Here is a 17,337-nt window from a genome sequence, read left to right as displayed (position 1 = left end):
ACGGCATCACGCCATTCGATTACCTGATGTACTTACTAGAACAGGTCAGCCAGCCACATTACGATATCGAGCAATTGCTACCATGGGAATTTGCTAAACGCTAGGTGGGATTGGCGAACGCTTACGATTATTACTTACGAGGCTTTCAACCTTTAAGTATAAGGTTGGTCTTAAAGTAAGCCATTAGGTAATATTTTGAAATTTGACTGGAGCTTAGAAGGTTGCAAGCCCAGTGTCAGAACGACGGAGGGCTAATTAAACAGTGCTGAATGATGTTAAGGTTACAGAACGTTTTAGTGCTCAAGGCATCGCAAAATTAGTTAGGCTTTGCTTTACCGACTGCTTTTTTCACCATTGGAAACATAATGTACTTTTGAATAGGGTTTTTGTTTCCCCAAGGACGCCACGTTTTCTTCGCCTTATTTTTATAAGCATCAACATGCCATCCCCAAGGAGCATGAAGTACCTCTCCGCGTTTTAGTATTATTTTCACTACATTTGAATTTAACACACCCGCTGCCATCGAGATTCCCATGGGAGTTGAAGGCACTTTCCCTGCCCAAAAGTCTACTTTACTTTTATCAACCAAATAACTTAATTGCAGCATAGCAGGGGACAACCCCATGATTAAATTATAGAACTGATCTTCAGGTTCTAATCCTTCAAGGCAAAAATATTCTTCAAACGACATTTTTCCAGGCATGAAAACCAACATAGCCGTTCCCATTCCCATTGGTGCTGCAGTAATACAGGGGATATTTTTTTCATAGCAGCGTTTAAAAACCTTTCTACGAATATCCATGGCGAATATATCCAAGCTATCAATATAGAGATCCACGCCGTCCAAAAAGTCTTCAAGGTTTTCATCATTAATTCCCTTGTCGAAATTTTTTACACTTGATTCAGGATTGATATTCGCCAAGATATCTTCCATAACTTTAGACTTTTCTTGACCTAAAGTTTTCATTGACGCACCGGCTTGACGGTTGAAATTAACTAAATCATATTGATCCATGTCAGAAATGTGAAAGTTACCAATGCCAAGTCTTGCACAGACTATGGCGTGGTCGCCACCTACGCCACCCAAACCACCAATAGCGACCTTCGTATTCTTAAGAACTTCTTGTTCTTGCTCGGTCATCCAGCCTATATTACGTGAAAATGCTTCTTTATAATCAAACATAACTCTTACTCTCAAAGTATAAAGTTTCGTAGCTCGTTAACGGTATTTTTCAATTTCCCGCTATGTATTTGCAAAGCGCCAATTTTAGGAGCTTAAGCTTCTGTTAGTAATTTATATCTGTGGGGTAACTTCAGCCGTAATATTATTCAATAACGCTTTAAAATCCGGTTTAAGATTACCTTCGACAGACTGTGGTTGGATATAAAATGGCGCGCGTTTTCCATGGTAATCGATCACGGGGCCAATTTGCTCAAAAGGCAAACCGACAAATCGCATGCTTCTGGCTAACCTAGGTTCCACCATTACGTAACAATGGTGAATATTTTTACTTAACAAAATAGCAGTAGCTGATAGATATAATCCAACGGCGATAAAAGGAAAACAGCGAAGTTCTGTTTCTGAATAAATTTCTTTATTAATAACCCCTAGAGCTGCACCATCGAAATTATCCATTTTTCTTCGTCTGAACTCTAAAGGGACAGCTAAACGTGATATTTCACAAATATCATCTCGCTCAAAATTATTCGGGAAAAGTTCTGGCCGCTGAATCGCATTTTGGCAATAAAGTTCAATGGGTAATTTCTGGGAGTCGTTTGCTGAGGTGATTAGTCTCACCGTGCCTGCATATTGCTGACTAGATTTATGTTGGATTAAACAATGATATGCATGATCATCGAAATTATCGGTTTCAATTTTTTGTTCGTTTTCAGGTTCAAAGTGCAGTTCTTCACAGTACACCTGATGGCGTATACCATAAGAATGCTTTTTATGCTCTTCGGACTCTGAAAATACCGGTTTTAAATAATCGGAAAAATGACCCGAAATACTGTCTGCAGAAATTTCTGTCATTACAACTTTCCTTTGTTATGTTTATTGACCATTATTAATAGGGAAACTATATAAAATGTAAATTACGTTAATACTAAAGTGTCGGGTTAAAGTCCTTAATTGTCAAACAAATACCGCATTTTCTGTGTTATACCTTAGTTTAAACATCGTCTGGATATAAATTCGAGAGAGGATTTTAATTGAAAAGCTATCAGTTATCTCAAATTCACATTGAAACAGCTAGGAACTCAACTGACGATTTTAATCTGTTTCATGATAAGAACCGTTGGAACTGGATTGTCAATAATCCCTTTGCGGGACCTATCGCTTTAGGATTTCAACTTGGGTGTTTTATCGAGACTCAATTTCAGCATAGACAAGTTGAATTGAATATCGACGCGGACACTAAAAGGCTACCTTTCAGTATTTTTGAATTTACTTTTGCAGGCGTTGTTAACCCTGGTGATACCCTAAGTTTAGATATTAAAGCCACTAAAAAGACCCAGAGTAATGACGGAGAGTTGCACTCTAATCGTCTTTTGTTAAAAGCAAACGACAAAGCGGTGATTTTGGGATTTAAGCGTGAGTCTGAATTTAATCCTATTCAACTGCCAGATAATTTTCCAGAAAACGTTGATTGGGGAATGCGCGCTGACCGCACATTTGATCAAGCAAGCCAATGCTTTTTGAAACGCAAATATATGATTGTAGGCAATGCAAAAAACTTCTTAACCAGTGCTTTTGGAGAGCAATCAGAATATATAGATGAATTTGCTGATAAAGTTCGCTTTCCACAAATGTATCCCATGAGTTTACTATCCTCCGCATTGTTGGAGCGCGCCCAAGCCATCGGTCACGACTTAATAAAAGATCCGATGATTTATTCGTCACATAAATTATGTATTGATAAACGACAATTGGAAAGTTTACGTAGTAACGACGTTTTGAATATTGTCGTCACGCCAGAGATTGCCATGTCTGGTAATAGCGCTAAGGTGAGCCACATCTGTGTTGGTTATTTAAAAGGAAATGTCCCCCTATTTATGGCGCAAATTGTGCTTTTGCCACTAAGTGCTATGTTAGATAAGTAACTTCAGTTTTTTACGTTTTGAATTGAATAACGCTCAAGGGAAAGTTAAACAATTATGTTTACTGTATCGGAGAGATCTTTTTGGGTAAGAATTCATGGGCAGTGTCATAGCCAATTTGGTAAAGCTCTTTTTTTTGTTCTACCGTTAACGAAAAATCGACTGAAGAGTAGGTTCCTGTTTCAACAATTATCGTGTTATGCCAATGCTCGGCGTGCACATACTCCCTTGATAGGGCTGTCATAAACGTTTTTATCAACATAAAAATATATTCCGGTAAGTGGAAAAAAGCCTGTCTTTTCCGTACCTGCTGTATTTGTTGGCTTTTTAACCTGAAGCAAACATTTTTTGCATCGCTCTGTGTCCAATTTCGAAACAGTGCATCTTCCGCTAAAATTGCGCCATCAACGAGTAGATGATCACCATAGGTTTTAAAACTAAAAATCAGTGGAATAGACATTGAGAATCGAACGGCTTGTGAAACCTTTAAATCCGGACTGGTTTCTTTATTGAAAATAACCGGACCTCCTCCGTTGACGTCGGTAGCAACAATGCTGAGTTCTGTCGATAGTTGCGAAAATGTCTTGCCTTCTAGCTGTTTATCCATCCATTTCTCGAATTGGTTTCCTGAACTCAAGCCTCCTTCTTTTAATAAGCGAAATAGCGAGTAGCCCTTAAATTGCTTAAAATCAGTTTCTAAAGATAAGGATAATATTTTTTTCCAATGGCATTCCGCTACAATACAAAGCACTGATAATTGAACCGCCTGATATTCCTACTATGTGGTTAAAAGATAGATTCATTTCAAGTAAAGCCTGTAGTATCCCAATATGGCAGGATAGACGAGTGCCTCCTCCTGAGAAAATAGGAACGATTTGGGTCTTAAGGGAGTTGATTGAATAAGACATGGTTACTTCACTTGGTTTAAAGCTGGTTTTCATTCAAATATGGCTTAGAATTCAGTTTTTTGCACAACTTATTTATTGGAACAAGTCTGTTATGTCTAATTTGACGAAAAGTTTGTTTGCCTTTGCAATTTTATTTTCACATTCTGCAAGTTACGCCCACAATATTGTCGATATTGTCAAGGTTGCCAAACAATCAGTGGTTGGTATTGGAGTATATGACCCAATTAAAGCGCCGCAAACCAGTTTACATGGTACTGGGTTTGCTGTAGCCAATGGGCAATATATTGTGACTAATAATCATGTTATTGCTAAACCTTTAGATGAGACGGCTAAACAAAAGCGAGTGGTTTTGGCTGGAGTAGGCCGCTATCCAAAAATGTATGAGGCATACGTAGTTAAAGTTGATGAATTACATGACTTAGCATTATTGCGAATTAGTACGAAACTAAAGCCTTTTCAGTTAGCGGGTAGTAATATGATTCCTGACGGAACAGAGGTCGCGTTTACGGGGTTCCCTATAGGTGCTATTTTAGGACTATATCCTGCAACCCATCGCGGTATTATTGCATCGTCAACGCCGGTTATTGTGCCAACTGAACATTCGAGTCAATTAGACGCAAAAACACTAAGACGGCTACGAGATCCGTATTTGGTTTACCAAATGGATGCAACAGCGTATCCAGGTAATAGCGGTAGTGCAGTATACGAAGTAGAGACGGGGAAAGTCGTTGCAGTTATTAATAAAGTGTTTGTAAAGGAAACAAAAGAAACTATTTTGTCCGAGCCTAGTGGAATTACTTACTCAATACCTGTAAAATACGTTAAGCAGCTTTTACGATCGGCTAATATAGATATAAATTAGCTTGTCGAAAAAATTTACAGTTCCACTATATTACACAAATTAAACATATATAAATCAATGGATTGTTGTGTTGGTGTGGTTTTTGCTTCTACGATCTCAATAAAGTTAATTGCGTTTTAGAAGTCGCATAAAAAGGGTTTTAATCAATGAATGAATTCGATAAGTCGTATAAAAAGGATGTTTCTGCTGTGAACAAGCGCCGTAATTTTCTTAAAAAGTCGGCCACCGGAGCAGTGATTGTTAGCCTACCAGCCAAATCAGTCTGGGGAGCCTGTTCGGTTTCCGGAGCATTGTCAGGTAATTTGTCAACCAATACCGATCGTCATACTTGTTCCATGCCTTACCTTAGTGGTGGGCGTTCACCGGGTAATTGGAAAACATACTCAAATAATATGCACTCGACGTTTACAAAACTGAAAAGTTGTAAGAATGCTTATGGGAAGGACAGTAATCAATACAAAGAGATGGAAATCTGTTACGTCGACGCAATTAATGACGTCTATTTGCACACTTTAGTCCTTCCAAGTGATATCTCCTCTAGAACTTTGACAGTATCTGAAGCTTTAGATTCTAATGGTACTGGAGATGACAACATTTATTTCCATCTGGCAGCGGTATATCTGAACACTTATTTCGGTTTTTACACAAGCTATAGTGAAGGGCAAGCAGCAGCGCAGCAGGCTATTAGTGATGTGTTTCTTTATTGGTATATATCAAAGAATAACCCGTCGTTTGCAGGTATTACTGATGCAGAGTTGGGTTATGATGAGGGAAGTACTGATTGGTCACCTGTTGTTTGTTAACTTTAGCGTAATCTAAATTTTAAATAGGCGCATTAGGCAACATGCAACGCTACCGATTACCACCTGAATCTAGAATGATTTGTTTAGGGGACAACAGTGGCGTTGCTATCTATAGTGGCTATAGCAGCAACACCACGTTTCTGATAAATAAAAATCCTCAAGCACCGTCTAGTAACTTTCCAGATATTTCTCACGGTATCACTAAGTCAGATTTAATAAACTGTTTAAGTCTTACGGAAGATTCTGCTGACAATTTAATCCAACGTTTAATTTCTGAAAAAGTATTCTGGACTGAATGAGTTAAATGAAAATTATTGATACAGGATGTTATCGTTTCGAACTTACCTCTGATGTAGGCCATGTCTACGATGTTGTTGACAGCTTATATTCAGATACTCCCCATAACGATGATCCTATTGATTTTTCAGTAAGCTTGGTTTTTGAGTCATTTTTGAGACGATTTATTAAACCGCAAATTAGCTTTTATTCCGACCAGCACTCACCATTTAAACCTTTACCAATCTCTCAAGCTGCTGCAGTTTTAGAATGGGGAATGAATTGGTGTATTGCCGCACATGAATATGGACGGTTATTAATTCATTCAGCCGTACTGGTTAAAAACGGCAAAGCAATCATTTTCCCTGCACTCCCAGGTTCGGGAAAAAGCACCTTAACTGCACATTTGGGGTTGTCTGGGTGGCAGGTGTATTCGGACGAAATGGCTATCATCGATACCTCTACTTGTGAAGTATCGCCTTTATATCGACCTGTTTGTTTAAAAAATAATTCAATTGATTTAGTCAAACAATGGCATCCCAATGCACTATTTTCACCCATTTGTAGGGACACACAAAAAGGTGATGTTGCTCATGTTAAAGTGTCGAATTGGAATCAATACTCGACATTCCAACCAGCGAAAATTGTGGCAGTGGTTTTTCCTAAATACTCTCCTGAAACAGAGTTAACCATCTATCAATTAAGTCAAATTGATGCTTTCAATACCCTGAGTAATAATGCATTCAATTATAATGTACTCGGTGCTACAGGTTTTGATACAGTAGCTAAAATCATCCAATCCTCTAGCCTATTTGAAATTCAATATAATGACTTAAATGAAGTAAATGAATTTCTTATCGAAGACGTAATAGGTTAGCTATGAAATTTACTACCAAGACTTTGTATGAACTGTTATTGACACCTAAATTAGGGCTAGCACTTTCTACAAAAGAGTGGCAATCGGTTATTTTCATACTACGAGAGAGTAAGTTACTGGCAAGCCTATACTATGTGGCCAAGCGTGAAGGCTGTTATCAAGATTACCCTGACTTTGCTAAACGCCATTTATTTTCAGCCCAAGTGTACGCTAAGCGACAAGCACAACAAATCTGTTTTGAGGCCGTCGAATTTCGACTGTTGTTAGAGCAAGTAGGCATTACTGCGGTATTTTTAAAAGGTGCAGCTTATACTTTACGCAAGAGTCTAAACAGCTACGGAAGAGTGTGCTCTGATATTGATGTGTTGGTAAACAAAAAAGATTTAAATATTGCTGAAGCACACCTTAAACAGAATCGTTGGCAATCAGAAGAGCTGAGTGATTACGACGAAAAATACTATCGTGATTGGGCTCACGAAGTGCCCCCGTTAATCCATGTTAACCGTGCTACCGTGGTTGATATGCACCACAATCTTTACCCTCCTATTAGTGGTCGCGCCACCAATATTAGCCAGTTCATTTCATCGCGACAAAAAACACAATCAGGCTGTTTCGTCTTAGATCCTGCCACTACAGTGATGCACAGTATTATTCATATGTTTGCCAACGAAGACAGTAGCAGTTGGATGAGAGATCTGTTTGATATCATGTTATTAATTGAAGAATTTGGTGATGACCAATTCTGGGGCTCTCTTGTTGACCTAAGTAACAAAACGGATTTTAATTTTGAGTTTGTAAGTTGTTTAAAAGCATTACAATTATATTCTAATAAACCTTTACCTGATGTGGCTAATACTTGTTTGGAAAACTACAAGTTTAATAAAGTCGAACTCTGGATATTGCATCAGGGTATTTTACCCGCTATTTGTCCTGAGCATGATTTGCTATTAACGCCTAAAATCCGTTGGGCTAAAAAGCTGGTTTATTTTCGTGGTCACTGGATAAAAATGCCATTTTACGTGCTTATTAAACATTTTGCATTTAAGTCATTTTTTGCGATTCGAGATCAAATTATGGGGAAACACCATTTTGACCCTAAATTGCCTGAAAACCCCAACTGGTGAATTCAATTTTTAGGATTCACCTAGCATTAACTTCGCATTTTATTAATCAAGTACAATTTTAAACTTAATCATATACTTTCAATAACATAGCTAAAGCTAACCGCGGAAGATTCTAATTGTTGGTCAGTTAAAATAGATACCTAGGTATTTCAATTAGCACTACTAATTCAGTTAATTTAAGTGCAAACTATGGGGATAATAGTAATCATTTTCTGGGCGTAAAAGAGAGGTTGGGTTTGACGGATAATATCTATGAAAAGCGCATAGGCATCATTGGGTTAGGATATGTAGGCTTGCCCCTGGCAGTATCATTTGGTAAAAAATTTTCGACCCTTGGTTTCGACATCAATCAACAGCGCATTGAAGAGCTCAATCGAGGTGAAGATCACACTCTTGAAGTGTTGCCTGAAGAATTGCAAAGTGTTACCTCATTAACTTTTTCATCTACACCTGAAGACTTGTCCCTTTGTGATTTTATTATTGTTACCGTTCCAACGCCAATTGATAAAAACCGTCAACCTGATCTAACGCCTTTGAAAAAAGCCAGTGAGATGATAGGCAAAGTGGTTAAATCTGGGGCCACTATTATCTATGAGTCTACGGTATATCCAGGTGCCACTGAAGAAGTCTGTATTCCTCTTATAGAAGCGCATTCTGGCTTAAAGTTTAATCAAGATTTTTTTGCTGGTTACAGTCCTGAGCGGATTAATCCAGGGGATAAAACTCATCGCCTGGAAAGTATTATTAAAGTTACCAGTGGATCTACCCCTGAAATTGGTGATTTAGTTGATCAATTATATTTAAGTATAATTGAGGCAGGCACCCATAGAGCTTCTTCCATTAAAGTCGCTGAAGCGGCCAAAGTGATTGAAAATACCCAAAGAGATTTGAACATTGCCTTAATCAATGAATTGGCAATGATATTCGAGCGGCTTGGGATAGATACAGAAGAGGTGTTACTGGCAGCCGGCAGCAAATGGAATTTTTTACCATTTCGACCAGGTTTAGTCGGCGGTCATTGCATTGGTGTTGACCCTTATTATTTGACCCACAAAGCAGAAGAAATTGGTTATCACCCAGAAGTGATTTTGGCTGGACGTCGCATAAATGACCAAATGGGCGAATATGTAGTCAGCCGATTAGTCAAAAAAATGCTAAACAAAAAAATTATGGTTAATGGAGCAAACGTTCTATTAATGGGAATTACCTTTAAAGAGAATTGTCCTGACATCCGCAATACTAAAGTGGTGGATATTGCCACTGAACTAGATAACTATCATGTCAATGTTGATATCTACGATCCATGGGCAGAGTCAGACGAAGTGGATGCTGAGTATGGATTGAAATTAATAAAGCAACCAAAGGTTGGCAAGTATGACGCAATTATTGCGGCTGTTGCTCATCAAGAGTTTAAACAAATGTCTAGTCAAGAACTGCGAGGGTTAGGTAAAGACAATTGTGTCGTGTTTGACTTGAAATATATTATTGATAAAGAAATTGTTGATTTAAGACTTTAGGAAAAGTAAATGAAAATTTTAGTGACTGGGGCAGCTGGTTTTATTGGATCTCATGTAAGTTTATATTTGCTTGAACGAGGTGATGAGGTTGTAGGATTAGATAACCTCAATGATTATTATGACGTGAACCTCAAATTAGACAGATTGAAACGAGTAGAGCAACATAAAAATAGCTATAACTTTACCTTTGTTAAAATGTCTGTGGAAGACAAAGAGCCTATGGCTGCGTTGTTTGAAGAACACCAGTTTGACAAAGTTGTACATTTAGCAGCCCAAGCAGGCGTGCGTTATTCCCTAGAAAACCCTCATGCCTATATTGACGCTAACATTGTTGGCTTTATGAATATATTAGAAGGTTGCAGACATAATAAAATTAAACACCTAGTGTACGCATCGTCTAGCTCAGTTTATGGTGCTAACGAATCTATGCCTTTTTCTGTGCACGATAACGTTGACCATCCTGTATCTTTATATGCTGCGAGTAAAAAAGCCAACGAACTAATGGCCCATACCTATAGTCACTTGTTTAACCTACCGACAACGGGATTGCGTTTCTTCACTGTGTATGGTCCTTGGGGACGCCCAGACATGGCGCTGTTCTTATTTACTAAAGCAATTCTAGAAGATAAACCCATTAAGGTATTTAACTACGGTAATCATAAACGTGATTTCACCTACATTGATGACATAGTCGAAGGTATTATCCGTACTCTTGATCACACAGCTGAGTCTAATCCAGATTGGTCTGGTAAGAATCCAGATCCTGGCACAAGTAAAGCCCCTTGGCGGGTTTACAATATTGGAAACCAATCACCTGTTCAGTTAATGGAGTATATCGAGACCTTAGAAGATAACCTTGGTAAAACCGCAGAGAAAGAGCTTTTACCTTTGCAAATGGGCGATGTTCCAGATACTTATGCTGATGTGGAAGCATTAGTAAAAGATGTTGACTACCGGCCACAGACCACAATTCAAACCGGTATTAAAAACTTTGTAGGTTGGTATAAAGATTATTTCAACGTAAATTAAACAATAGCTTAATCTGCAATAAAAAACGCAAGGTACTTAATATAAGTCACCTTGCGTTTTTATTTGTCTCTCAATCAGCCTTATGAAGCTAACTGCTGTTTCATTTTACGACGCATTTCGTGCAGCAAGGGTTCGGTGTATCCATTCGGCTGAGCTACTCCTTCAAATATCAGTGCTTTTGCTGCTTCAAAGGCGATAGATTTATCCAGATCTGGACACATATTAATATACTCAGGATCTCCAGCATTCTGTTCATCTACTAGTTTTGCCATTCTGTTTAAAGACGCATTTACCTGTGATTCATCAACAATGCCATGTAACAACCAATTGGCAATATGTTGACTAGAAATTCTAAGAGTCGCTCTGTCTTCCATGAGCCCCACATTATTGATATCGGGAACCTTAGAACAGCCAATACCTTGGTTTACCCAGCGCACAACGTAACCTAGAATACCTTGAACGTTATTATCTAATTCGCGGGTTTTAGCTTCATTATCCAAATTTGTACCGGCTTCCATTAATGGAACCGTAAGAATATCGTCTAAACCGTCACTATGCTGTTCTTTAAGTGTTGATTGAACTGCAAATACGTCAACTTGGTGATAATGCAAGGCGTGTAAAGTGGCTGCCGTAGGCGAGGGCACCCAAGCCGTGTTTGCACCAGCTTTAGGATGTTGTATCTTCGCTTTCATCATCTCAGCCATATGATCTGGTATTGGCCACATGCCTTTCCCAATCTGCGCTTTGCCAGATAATCCCGCAGCTAAACCATGACCAACATTATCTTTTTCATATGCAGTGATCCAAGGTAGTGTTTTTAACTGACCTTTTAAACCAAACGGACCTAGCTGCATAGAGGTATGAATTTCGTCACCGGTACGGTCTAAAAATCCAGTATTAATAAAGACTACCCGTGTTTTCGCTGCTTCTATGCAGGCGCTGAGGTTAACAGAGGTGCGTCTTTCTTCATCCATAATCCCCATCTTGATGGTGTTTTCCTGTAAGCCCAGTATTTTCTCTACTTTTGCAAAAAGGGCATTTGAAAACGCGACCTCTTCAGGGCCATGCATCTTAGGTTTCACTATATAAATACTGTCTTTATCACTGTTGGAAAATGGACTATGTCCTAATAAATCATGTTTACCAATCAAAGAGGTGATCATGCAGTCCATAATGCCTTCTGGTATCGCCTCACCATTAAACAAAATTGCATCGTTTGACATTAGCAAGCCAACATTTCGAATAAACATCAAACTGCGACCTTTCAAGCTAGTTGTTTTACCATCTAAATTGGTAAAAACTTTATCGCTACTGAGGGTTCTTTCAATGGTTTTTTGGCCTTTTTGCACTGAAGTGGAAAGTGTTCCTTTCATCAAGCCTAACCAATTTCGATAAACCAGGGTTTTATCTTCAGCATCAACGGCGGCAACTGAGTCTTCGCAATCCATAATGGTAGTTAAAGCCGCTTCAAGTACGATATCTTTTAAGCCACTCGGATCTGCAGCGCCTACTGGGTGAGAGCGATCGAATTGTAACTCAATATGCAGCCCGTTATGGGTTAGAAAAACAGATGTTGGATTACTTATTTCACCCACAAAACCAACATATTGTTTAGGGTCACTAAGACCAGTCTGTTCGCCATTACTCAAAGTACACGTAAAGGTTGAAGCTTCAATTGAATAGGCGGTTACATCTTGATGGCTGCCAGTTTCAAGGGGGGCCGCAACGTCTAACCATTGACGGCCATGCTCTATAACTTTTTGACCTCTAACACTATTGTAAGGCCCACTCTTATGAGCGCCGTCTTCTTCACTAATTACATCGGTTCCATAAAGGGCATCGTAAAGGCTGCCCCATCTCGCATTTGCCGCATTAATGGCATAACGCGCATTGTTGATTGGCACAACTAATTGTGGGCCCGCCATCGTTGCGATTTCAGGATCAACATTTTCGGTGGTAATTTGAAATGGTTTAGGTTGAGGTAAAAGGTAACCAATTTCTTCAAGGAACGCTTTGTAGTCAGATAATTTATATTGCGGGTTTTGCTGACAATAATTGTCTATTTTTACCTGTAAATCATCACGTTTTTTTAAGAGCTCTTGATTTTTTGGCATGAACTCAGTTAGCAACTGTTCAAACCCATCCCAAAAAACATCCAACTCTACTTGGGTTTGTTTTATTGCTTCATCTTTAATGAAACAATCTAACTCTTCTGCAATTTGTAATTTTCCGCGTGATATATAATTTTGCATGGTAATACTCCAAAGCTGTCCAATGGATTAATACTACCCACATCTAACGAATATGTTTAATTTATGGTTCTTATCTTTGCGATAAGCTCTGTGAATGTGCGAATTAAAATAGCCAATTAACTCAGTTGATTGGCCACTTCACTAATAAGACGACGAAACCAAATATGACCTGCGTCGTGATGTAACAGTGCGCTCCACGCCATTTTCAAACCAATGGGAGGAATATCAAAGGGAGGTTCCAAAATTACAACGTCGGGATCACTACGGTAAAGGTTGGCTGCTTTGCTGGGCAAAGTTGCAATCAGATTTTGTGCTTTAGCTAACTGTAAGGCGACATGATAATGTCGTGTAAATACCCGAATATCCCGTTTCTTGCCTAGTTTGGTTAACTCTGCGTCAACCCAACCAAGCTTTTGAACTTCGTTGGGATCTACTCCCACACCCACACCAAATCCAGTTTTGCTCACCCAAATATGTTGTGCCGACAAATAACTACTCAAGTCGAAATGGTCCACCATGGGATTATTACTTTTTAACACACAGGAAAAGGCATCATACCAAATGACTTTTTGATGAAATGAAAGGGGAAGTTCGTCGAAGCGGTTAATGGCCATGTCTACTTTACCATGTTCAACATCATGGAAAGTTACATCACTAGGTGTAATTACATCTAACGTGATATTGGGCGCTATTTTTCCCAATTGACGAATGACTTCAATCAATAATGTAGATTCAGCATAATCACTGGCCATAATACGGAACGTCCGTTGGCTACTACTGGGAATAAATTCGGTTTCAGGTTGAATGGTGGTTTCTAGCTTGGCCAATACATCACGAACCACAGGTTGAAGCTCTAATGCACGTTTTGTTGGGGTCATCCCTTCACTGGTTCGCACTAAAAGTGGATCATTAAACAAATCACGAAGACGCTTAAGACCATTGCTCATAGCGGGTTGAGTGATACTGAGTTGATTCGCGGCTTTGGTTACGCTTCCTTCCCGTAATAACACATCCAGATATACCAATAAATTTAGATCAACTTTAGCAATATTCAAATTAACTTCACTTCTAAATAGAGTTGTCATTGATTATACCAATGGTTATAAGGGTTGCCACAAAAAAAAAGCAAGACATACGTCTTGCTTTTGCATTGAGTTAAAAGTTCGCTGAATTAAGCAACATCAAATTGATTCATGGTGTTATCTTCACCCGCTGCTTTAAGCGCCTGATCACCACTGAAATATTCTTTGTGATCATCACCCATGTTTGAACCTGCCATCGCCTGGTGTTTAACACAGGCTAAACCTTGACGCAGTTCTTGACGTTGCACACCTTTTACATAAGCCAGCATACCTTCGTCACCGAAGTAACCTTTTGCAAGGTTATCAGTAGATAACGCGGCAGTGTGGTAAGTTGGTAGAGTAATTAAGTGATGGAAAATACCAGCTTCGCGGGCAGCATCTGCTTGGAAAGTACGTACTTTTTCATCCGCTACTTGCGCCAATTCGGTGTCATCGTATTTAACTTGCATGAGGTCGTCGCGGTTATACTCGCTAACATCTTTACCTTCTTCAACCCAAGCATCAAACACTTGTTGACGGAAGTTAAGCGTCCAGTTAAATGAAGGTGAGTTGTTGTAAACCAACTTCGCATTCGGAACTACTTTACGGATTTCGTCAACCATTGCGCCGATTTGACCAACGTGAGGTTTTTCAGTTTCAATCCATAACAGATCAGCCCCGTTTTGAAGTGAAGTAATACAATCAAGCACTACACGGTCAACACCGGTATTGTCTTTGAATTTAAATAAGCCATTAGGTAAGCGAATAGGTTTAACCAGTTTACCGTTTTGACGAAGGGCAAGATCACCTTCTTGTAAATCTTCAACAGATTTTACTTCGGTAGTATCTAAAAATGCATTGTACTTAGACGCAAGATCGCCCTCAGAAGTCGATACGGGTATTTTTTGCGTCAAGCCAGCACCCAATGAGTCAGTTCTTGCTACGATAACTCCATCATCCACACCTAATTCAAGGAATGCATAACGAACAGCGTTAATTTTTGCCAGGAAGTCTTCATGGGGTACGGTTACTTTCCCGTCTTGGTGACCACATTGTTTAGCATCAGATACTTGGTTTTCGATTTGAATACAGCATGCACCGGCTTCAATCATTTGCTTAGCCAATAAATAGGTGGCTTCTTCGTTACCAAAACCGGCATCTATGTCTGCAATAATAGGCACCACGTGGGTTTCATAGTTATCGATTTTTGCTTGGATCTCTGATGTGCTATTGCCTGCAGCTCTTGCCGCATCAAGCTCATTAAACAATTCACCTAGCTCTTTTGCATCGGCTTGTCTTAGGAAAGTATAAAGTTCCTCAATTAACGAAGACACGGTGGTTTTTTCATGCATAGATTGATCAGGAAGAGGACCAAACTCTGAGCGCAAGGCTGCAACCATCCAACCTGACAGGTACAAATATTTTTTGTTAGTTGTACCTTGATGCTTTTTAACCGCCAACATTTTTTGTTGACCAATAAATCCATGCCAGCAACCTAAAGATTGAGTGTATTGGCTAGAATCTGCGTCGTACTCTTCCATATCTTTACGCATAATCGCTGCGGTGTATTTAGCGATATCAAGTCCGGTTTGAAAACGATTTTGTGCTTTCATTCTTGCAGCATATTCAGGGTTAATCGCATTCCATCCAGAACCATTTTTTTGGCAAAGCTGGCTTACAGCGTTTAGGTCAGTTTGATATTGAGACATCATATTTTCCTTCTTTCTATTACTTGTGTAGGGAACTGAGGTCTAGTGCATAATTATTGTGAACACATCTAGACGACCGGTATCGATTCACCTGATTATTATTTTGTGTCGATGCAATTATCCTAGCCCCACAAGCTTAATAAAAAAAACGTATATTAATGATTTTCGAAATAGATTTGGTGAATATTGCTTTGTAATTCTTTATAATTCAGAGAGTAAAGTTCAATCTTGCGATTATTGACACCGTCATAAAAAACTTGTTTAGCGCAAAATAAGCCCCCTAAACAAAGTATAGATATCACTTGTTAGTATAAAAATTCGAAATCTGAATCCCGTAGTAAGGATTTAGGTTGGTAGGTCAGTCTGGATATTGGTCTAAATCAAGGTTTTGATGGATGTTTCCTATAGAAGTTTGTGTAAACGATTAGAAATCAGTTTAATTGCGTAAATTTTCACGTATTATTTCGACAATTATTATTTTGAAATTTGGAGATAAAATGAAGTGGCTACCGGCTGTTACATTATTGCTGTTTGTTTCCGCAGCGCAGGCTAACCAGGAAAAACCGAAAAACGTGATTATGGTGGTTGGGGATGGCATGGGACCCGCTTACACCACGGCTTATCGTTATTTTGCCGATAAAAAAACATCACCAGAGATAGAATCAACCGTGTTTGATCGTCATCTGGTGGGAATGGCAAGCACTTATCCTGCAAGAGTGAGTGGTTATGTAACTGACTCCGCTGCCGGAGCAACTGCATTGTCTGCAGGAGTTAAGTCGTATAATGGTGCCATTGCTGTGGATGAAAACAAACAATCCGTTAAAACTGTTCTCGAACAAGCACGCATCAATGGCTTAAAAACTGGCGTTGCGGTCACTTCACAAATTAATCATGCGACACCTGCGGCATTTTCTGCGCACAATGAAAGTCGCCGAAACTATAATGCCATAGCAGATAGTTATTTTGATGACAAAGTGAATGACCAGTTTGCTCTAGATGTTATGTTAGGTGGTGGTTGGAAATATTTTATTCGAGATGACCGAAATATTGTTGATGAGTTTAAAGCTGCGGGTTATCAATATGTTGATGATTTAGCACAATTGAGCAAGCTTAAACCTGGGCCTGTGATTGGTTTATTTGGTGACGAAGGCATGCCTTGGGCCCTAGATATGCCAGGAAAACAGCGTCTGCCAGTATTAGTTGAAACAGCAGTTAAACAACTAACGAATGATAAGGGATACTTCCTGTTAGTGGAAGGCAGTCAAGTAGACTGGGCTGGACACGCCAATGACATTGCCGCGGCAATGGCCGAAATGCATGATCTAGCGTTAACCTTAGAATGGTTGGAACAATATGTACAAGAAAACCCAGATACGCTAGTGGTGGTGACTGCCGATCATAGTACAGGTGGTTTTAGTATTGCGGCCAACGGTGATTATCAATGGGATCCGGAACCGTTAAAAAACCTGACACAATCTTTAACCACTTTGGCAAAATTAATGACAAGCAGCGATTCACCTCTTACGCTTGCTCAGACTACCTTGGGTTTTGAGTTAACTGAAACTGAAAAGTCACTTTTGCAAAGTGTCGATATGAATAATCAAAAAGCACTTTACGTGCAACTTAAAAAGTTGCTGGATATCCGCTCAAATTCTGGCTGGACAAGCTCGGGTCACACCGCGGTTGACGTTCAAATTTTTGCTATGGGCGCTGGAAAAGAGCGTTTTGTTGGGCACATGGATAATACTGAGATTCCGAAAATAATTTTTGAATTAATGCAATCCCAGTAGCCGAAAGGTGTTTAACTTAGCAGTCGGATT

At 39.3% G+C, this 17,337-nt stretch carries 14 protein-coding genes and 1 pseudogene; 9 read left to right on the top strand and 6 right to left on the bottom strand.

Features of this window, described 5'->3' with window-relative positions; all coding sequences use genetic code 11:
- Window positions 1-316: 316 nt before the first annotated feature.
- Together ACYVIL_RS16485 and ACYVIL_RS16480 are read right to left on the bottom strand one after the other, a co-directional pair.
- A complete protein-coding gene (locus ACYVIL_RS16485) occupies window positions 317-1,183 on the bottom strand; it encodes a ThiF family adenylyltransferase (RefSeq protein WP_303474386.1) in 867 nt (288 codons plus the stop codon).
- Window positions 1,184-1,294: 111 nt separating this feature from the next.
- On the bottom strand, window positions 1,295-2,032 hold the full coding sequence (locus ACYVIL_RS16480; protein ID WP_460313531.1) for a PEP-CTERM/exosortase system-associated acyltransferase: 738 nt from the start codon (window positions 2,030-2,032) through the stop codon (window positions 1,295-1,297).
- Window positions 2,033-2,211: 179 nt separating this feature from the next.
- On the opposite strand from ACYVIL_RS16480, the gene ACYVIL_RS16475 reads away from it, so the two are divergent.
- Window positions 2,212-3,102 (top strand): hypothetical protein, encoded by an 891-nt coding sequence (locus ACYVIL_RS16475; protein ID WP_460313529.1) that lies wholly within the window; start codon window positions 2,212-2,214, stop codon window positions 3,100-3,102.
- Window positions 3,103-3,160: 58 nt separating this feature from the next.
- Here the strand turns inward: ACYVIL_RS16475 and ACYVIL_RS16470 are convergent.
- Window positions 3,161-4,007: pseudogene (locus ACYVIL_RS16470) on the bottom strand (patatin-like phospholipase family protein).
- A gap of 91 nt (window positions 4,008-4,098) precedes the next feature.
- Between ACYVIL_RS16470 and ACYVIL_RS16465 the strand changes: the two are divergent.
- The 7 genes from ACYVIL_RS16465 to ACYVIL_RS16435 all read left to right on the top strand — a co-directional run bounded on the left by ACYVIL_RS16465 (window position 4,099) and on the right by ACYVIL_RS16435 (window position 10,495).
- Window positions 4,099-4,869, top strand: a complete 771-nt coding sequence (locus ACYVIL_RS16465) for a S1 family peptidase (protein ID WP_303474383.1) — start codon at window positions 4,099-4,101, stop codon at window positions 4,867-4,869.
- A 188-nt stretch (window positions 4,870-5,057) separates the two neighbouring features.
- Complete coding sequence (locus ACYVIL_RS16460) at window positions 5,058-5,672, top strand: hypothetical protein (RefSeq protein ID WP_460313527.1); 615 nt, start codon at window positions 5,058-5,060, stop codon at window positions 5,670-5,672.
- A gap of 41 nt (window positions 5,673-5,713) precedes the next feature.
- Window positions 5,714-5,971: a hypothetical protein gene (locus ACYVIL_RS16455; protein ID WP_460313525.1), complete on the top strand. Its 258-nt coding sequence runs from the start codon at window positions 5,714-5,716 to the stop codon at window positions 5,969-5,971.
- Window positions 5,972-5,976: 5 nt separating this feature from the next.
- Complete coding sequence (locus ACYVIL_RS16450) at window positions 5,977-6,825, top strand: HprK-related kinase A (RefSeq protein ID WP_460313523.1); 849 nt, start codon at window positions 5,977-5,979, stop codon at window positions 6,823-6,825.
- Between the two features lie 2 nt (window positions 6,826-6,827).
- The gene (locus ACYVIL_RS16445; RefSeq protein WP_460313521.1) at window positions 6,828-7,949 is read left to right on the top strand and encodes a nucleotidyltransferase family protein; all 1,122 of its coding nucleotides are present in this window, start codon (window positions 6,828-6,830) and stop codon (window positions 7,947-7,949) included.
- A 236-nt stretch (window positions 7,950-8,185) separates the two neighbouring features.
- Window positions 8,186-9,466, top strand: coding sequence for a Vi polysaccharide biosynthesis UDP-N-acetylglucosamine C-6 dehydrogenase TviB (tviB, locus tag ACYVIL_RS16440; RefSeq protein WP_460313519.1), 1,281 nt, complete (start codon window positions 8,186-8,188; stop codon window positions 9,464-9,466).
- Window positions 9,467-9,475: 9 nt separating this feature from the next.
- Entirely contained in the window at window positions 9,476-10,495 is a 1,020-nt protein-coding gene (locus ACYVIL_RS16435) for an NAD-dependent epimerase (protein ID WP_303474377.1), read from the top strand.
- An 80-nt stretch (window positions 10,496-10,575) separates the two neighbouring features.
- Here ACYVIL_RS16435 and ACYVIL_RS16430 read toward each other — a convergent pair whose 3' ends face one another.
- The 3 genes from ACYVIL_RS16430 to ACYVIL_RS16420 all read right to left on the bottom strand — a co-directional run bounded on the left by ACYVIL_RS16430 (window position 10,576) and on the right by ACYVIL_RS16420 (window position 15,517).
- Window positions 10,576-12,747 (bottom strand): malate synthase G, encoded by a 2,172-nt coding sequence (locus ACYVIL_RS16430; protein ID WP_460313516.1) that lies wholly within the window; start codon window positions 12,745-12,747, stop codon window positions 10,576-10,578.
- Window positions 12,748-12,863: 116 nt separating this feature from the next.
- On the bottom strand, window positions 12,864-13,802 hold the full coding sequence (locus ACYVIL_RS16425) for a LysR family transcriptional regulator (protein ID WP_303474465.1): 939 nt from the start codon (window positions 13,800-13,802) through the stop codon (window positions 12,864-12,866).
- A 116-nt stretch (window positions 13,803-13,918) separates the two neighbouring features.
- Window positions 13,919-15,517, bottom strand: coding sequence for an isocitrate lyase (locus tag ACYVIL_RS16420; protein ID WP_303474375.1), 1,599 nt, complete (start codon window positions 15,515-15,517; stop codon window positions 13,919-13,921).
- A gap of 497 nt (window positions 15,518-16,014) precedes the next feature.
- Between ACYVIL_RS16420 and ACYVIL_RS16415 the strand changes: the two genes are divergently transcribed.
- Window positions 16,015-17,307: an alkaline phosphatase gene (locus ACYVIL_RS16415; protein WP_460313514.1), complete on the top strand. Its 1,293-nt coding sequence runs from the start codon at window positions 16,015-16,017 to the stop codon at window positions 17,305-17,307.
- Window positions 17,308-17,337 lie beyond the last annotated feature (30 nt).

This window comes from Aliiglaciecola aliphaticivorans (assembly GCF_054782055.1).
The sequence above is the reverse complement of the archived record's forward strand: the minus strand, read 5'-3'. Positions and strand labels throughout refer to the sequence as shown.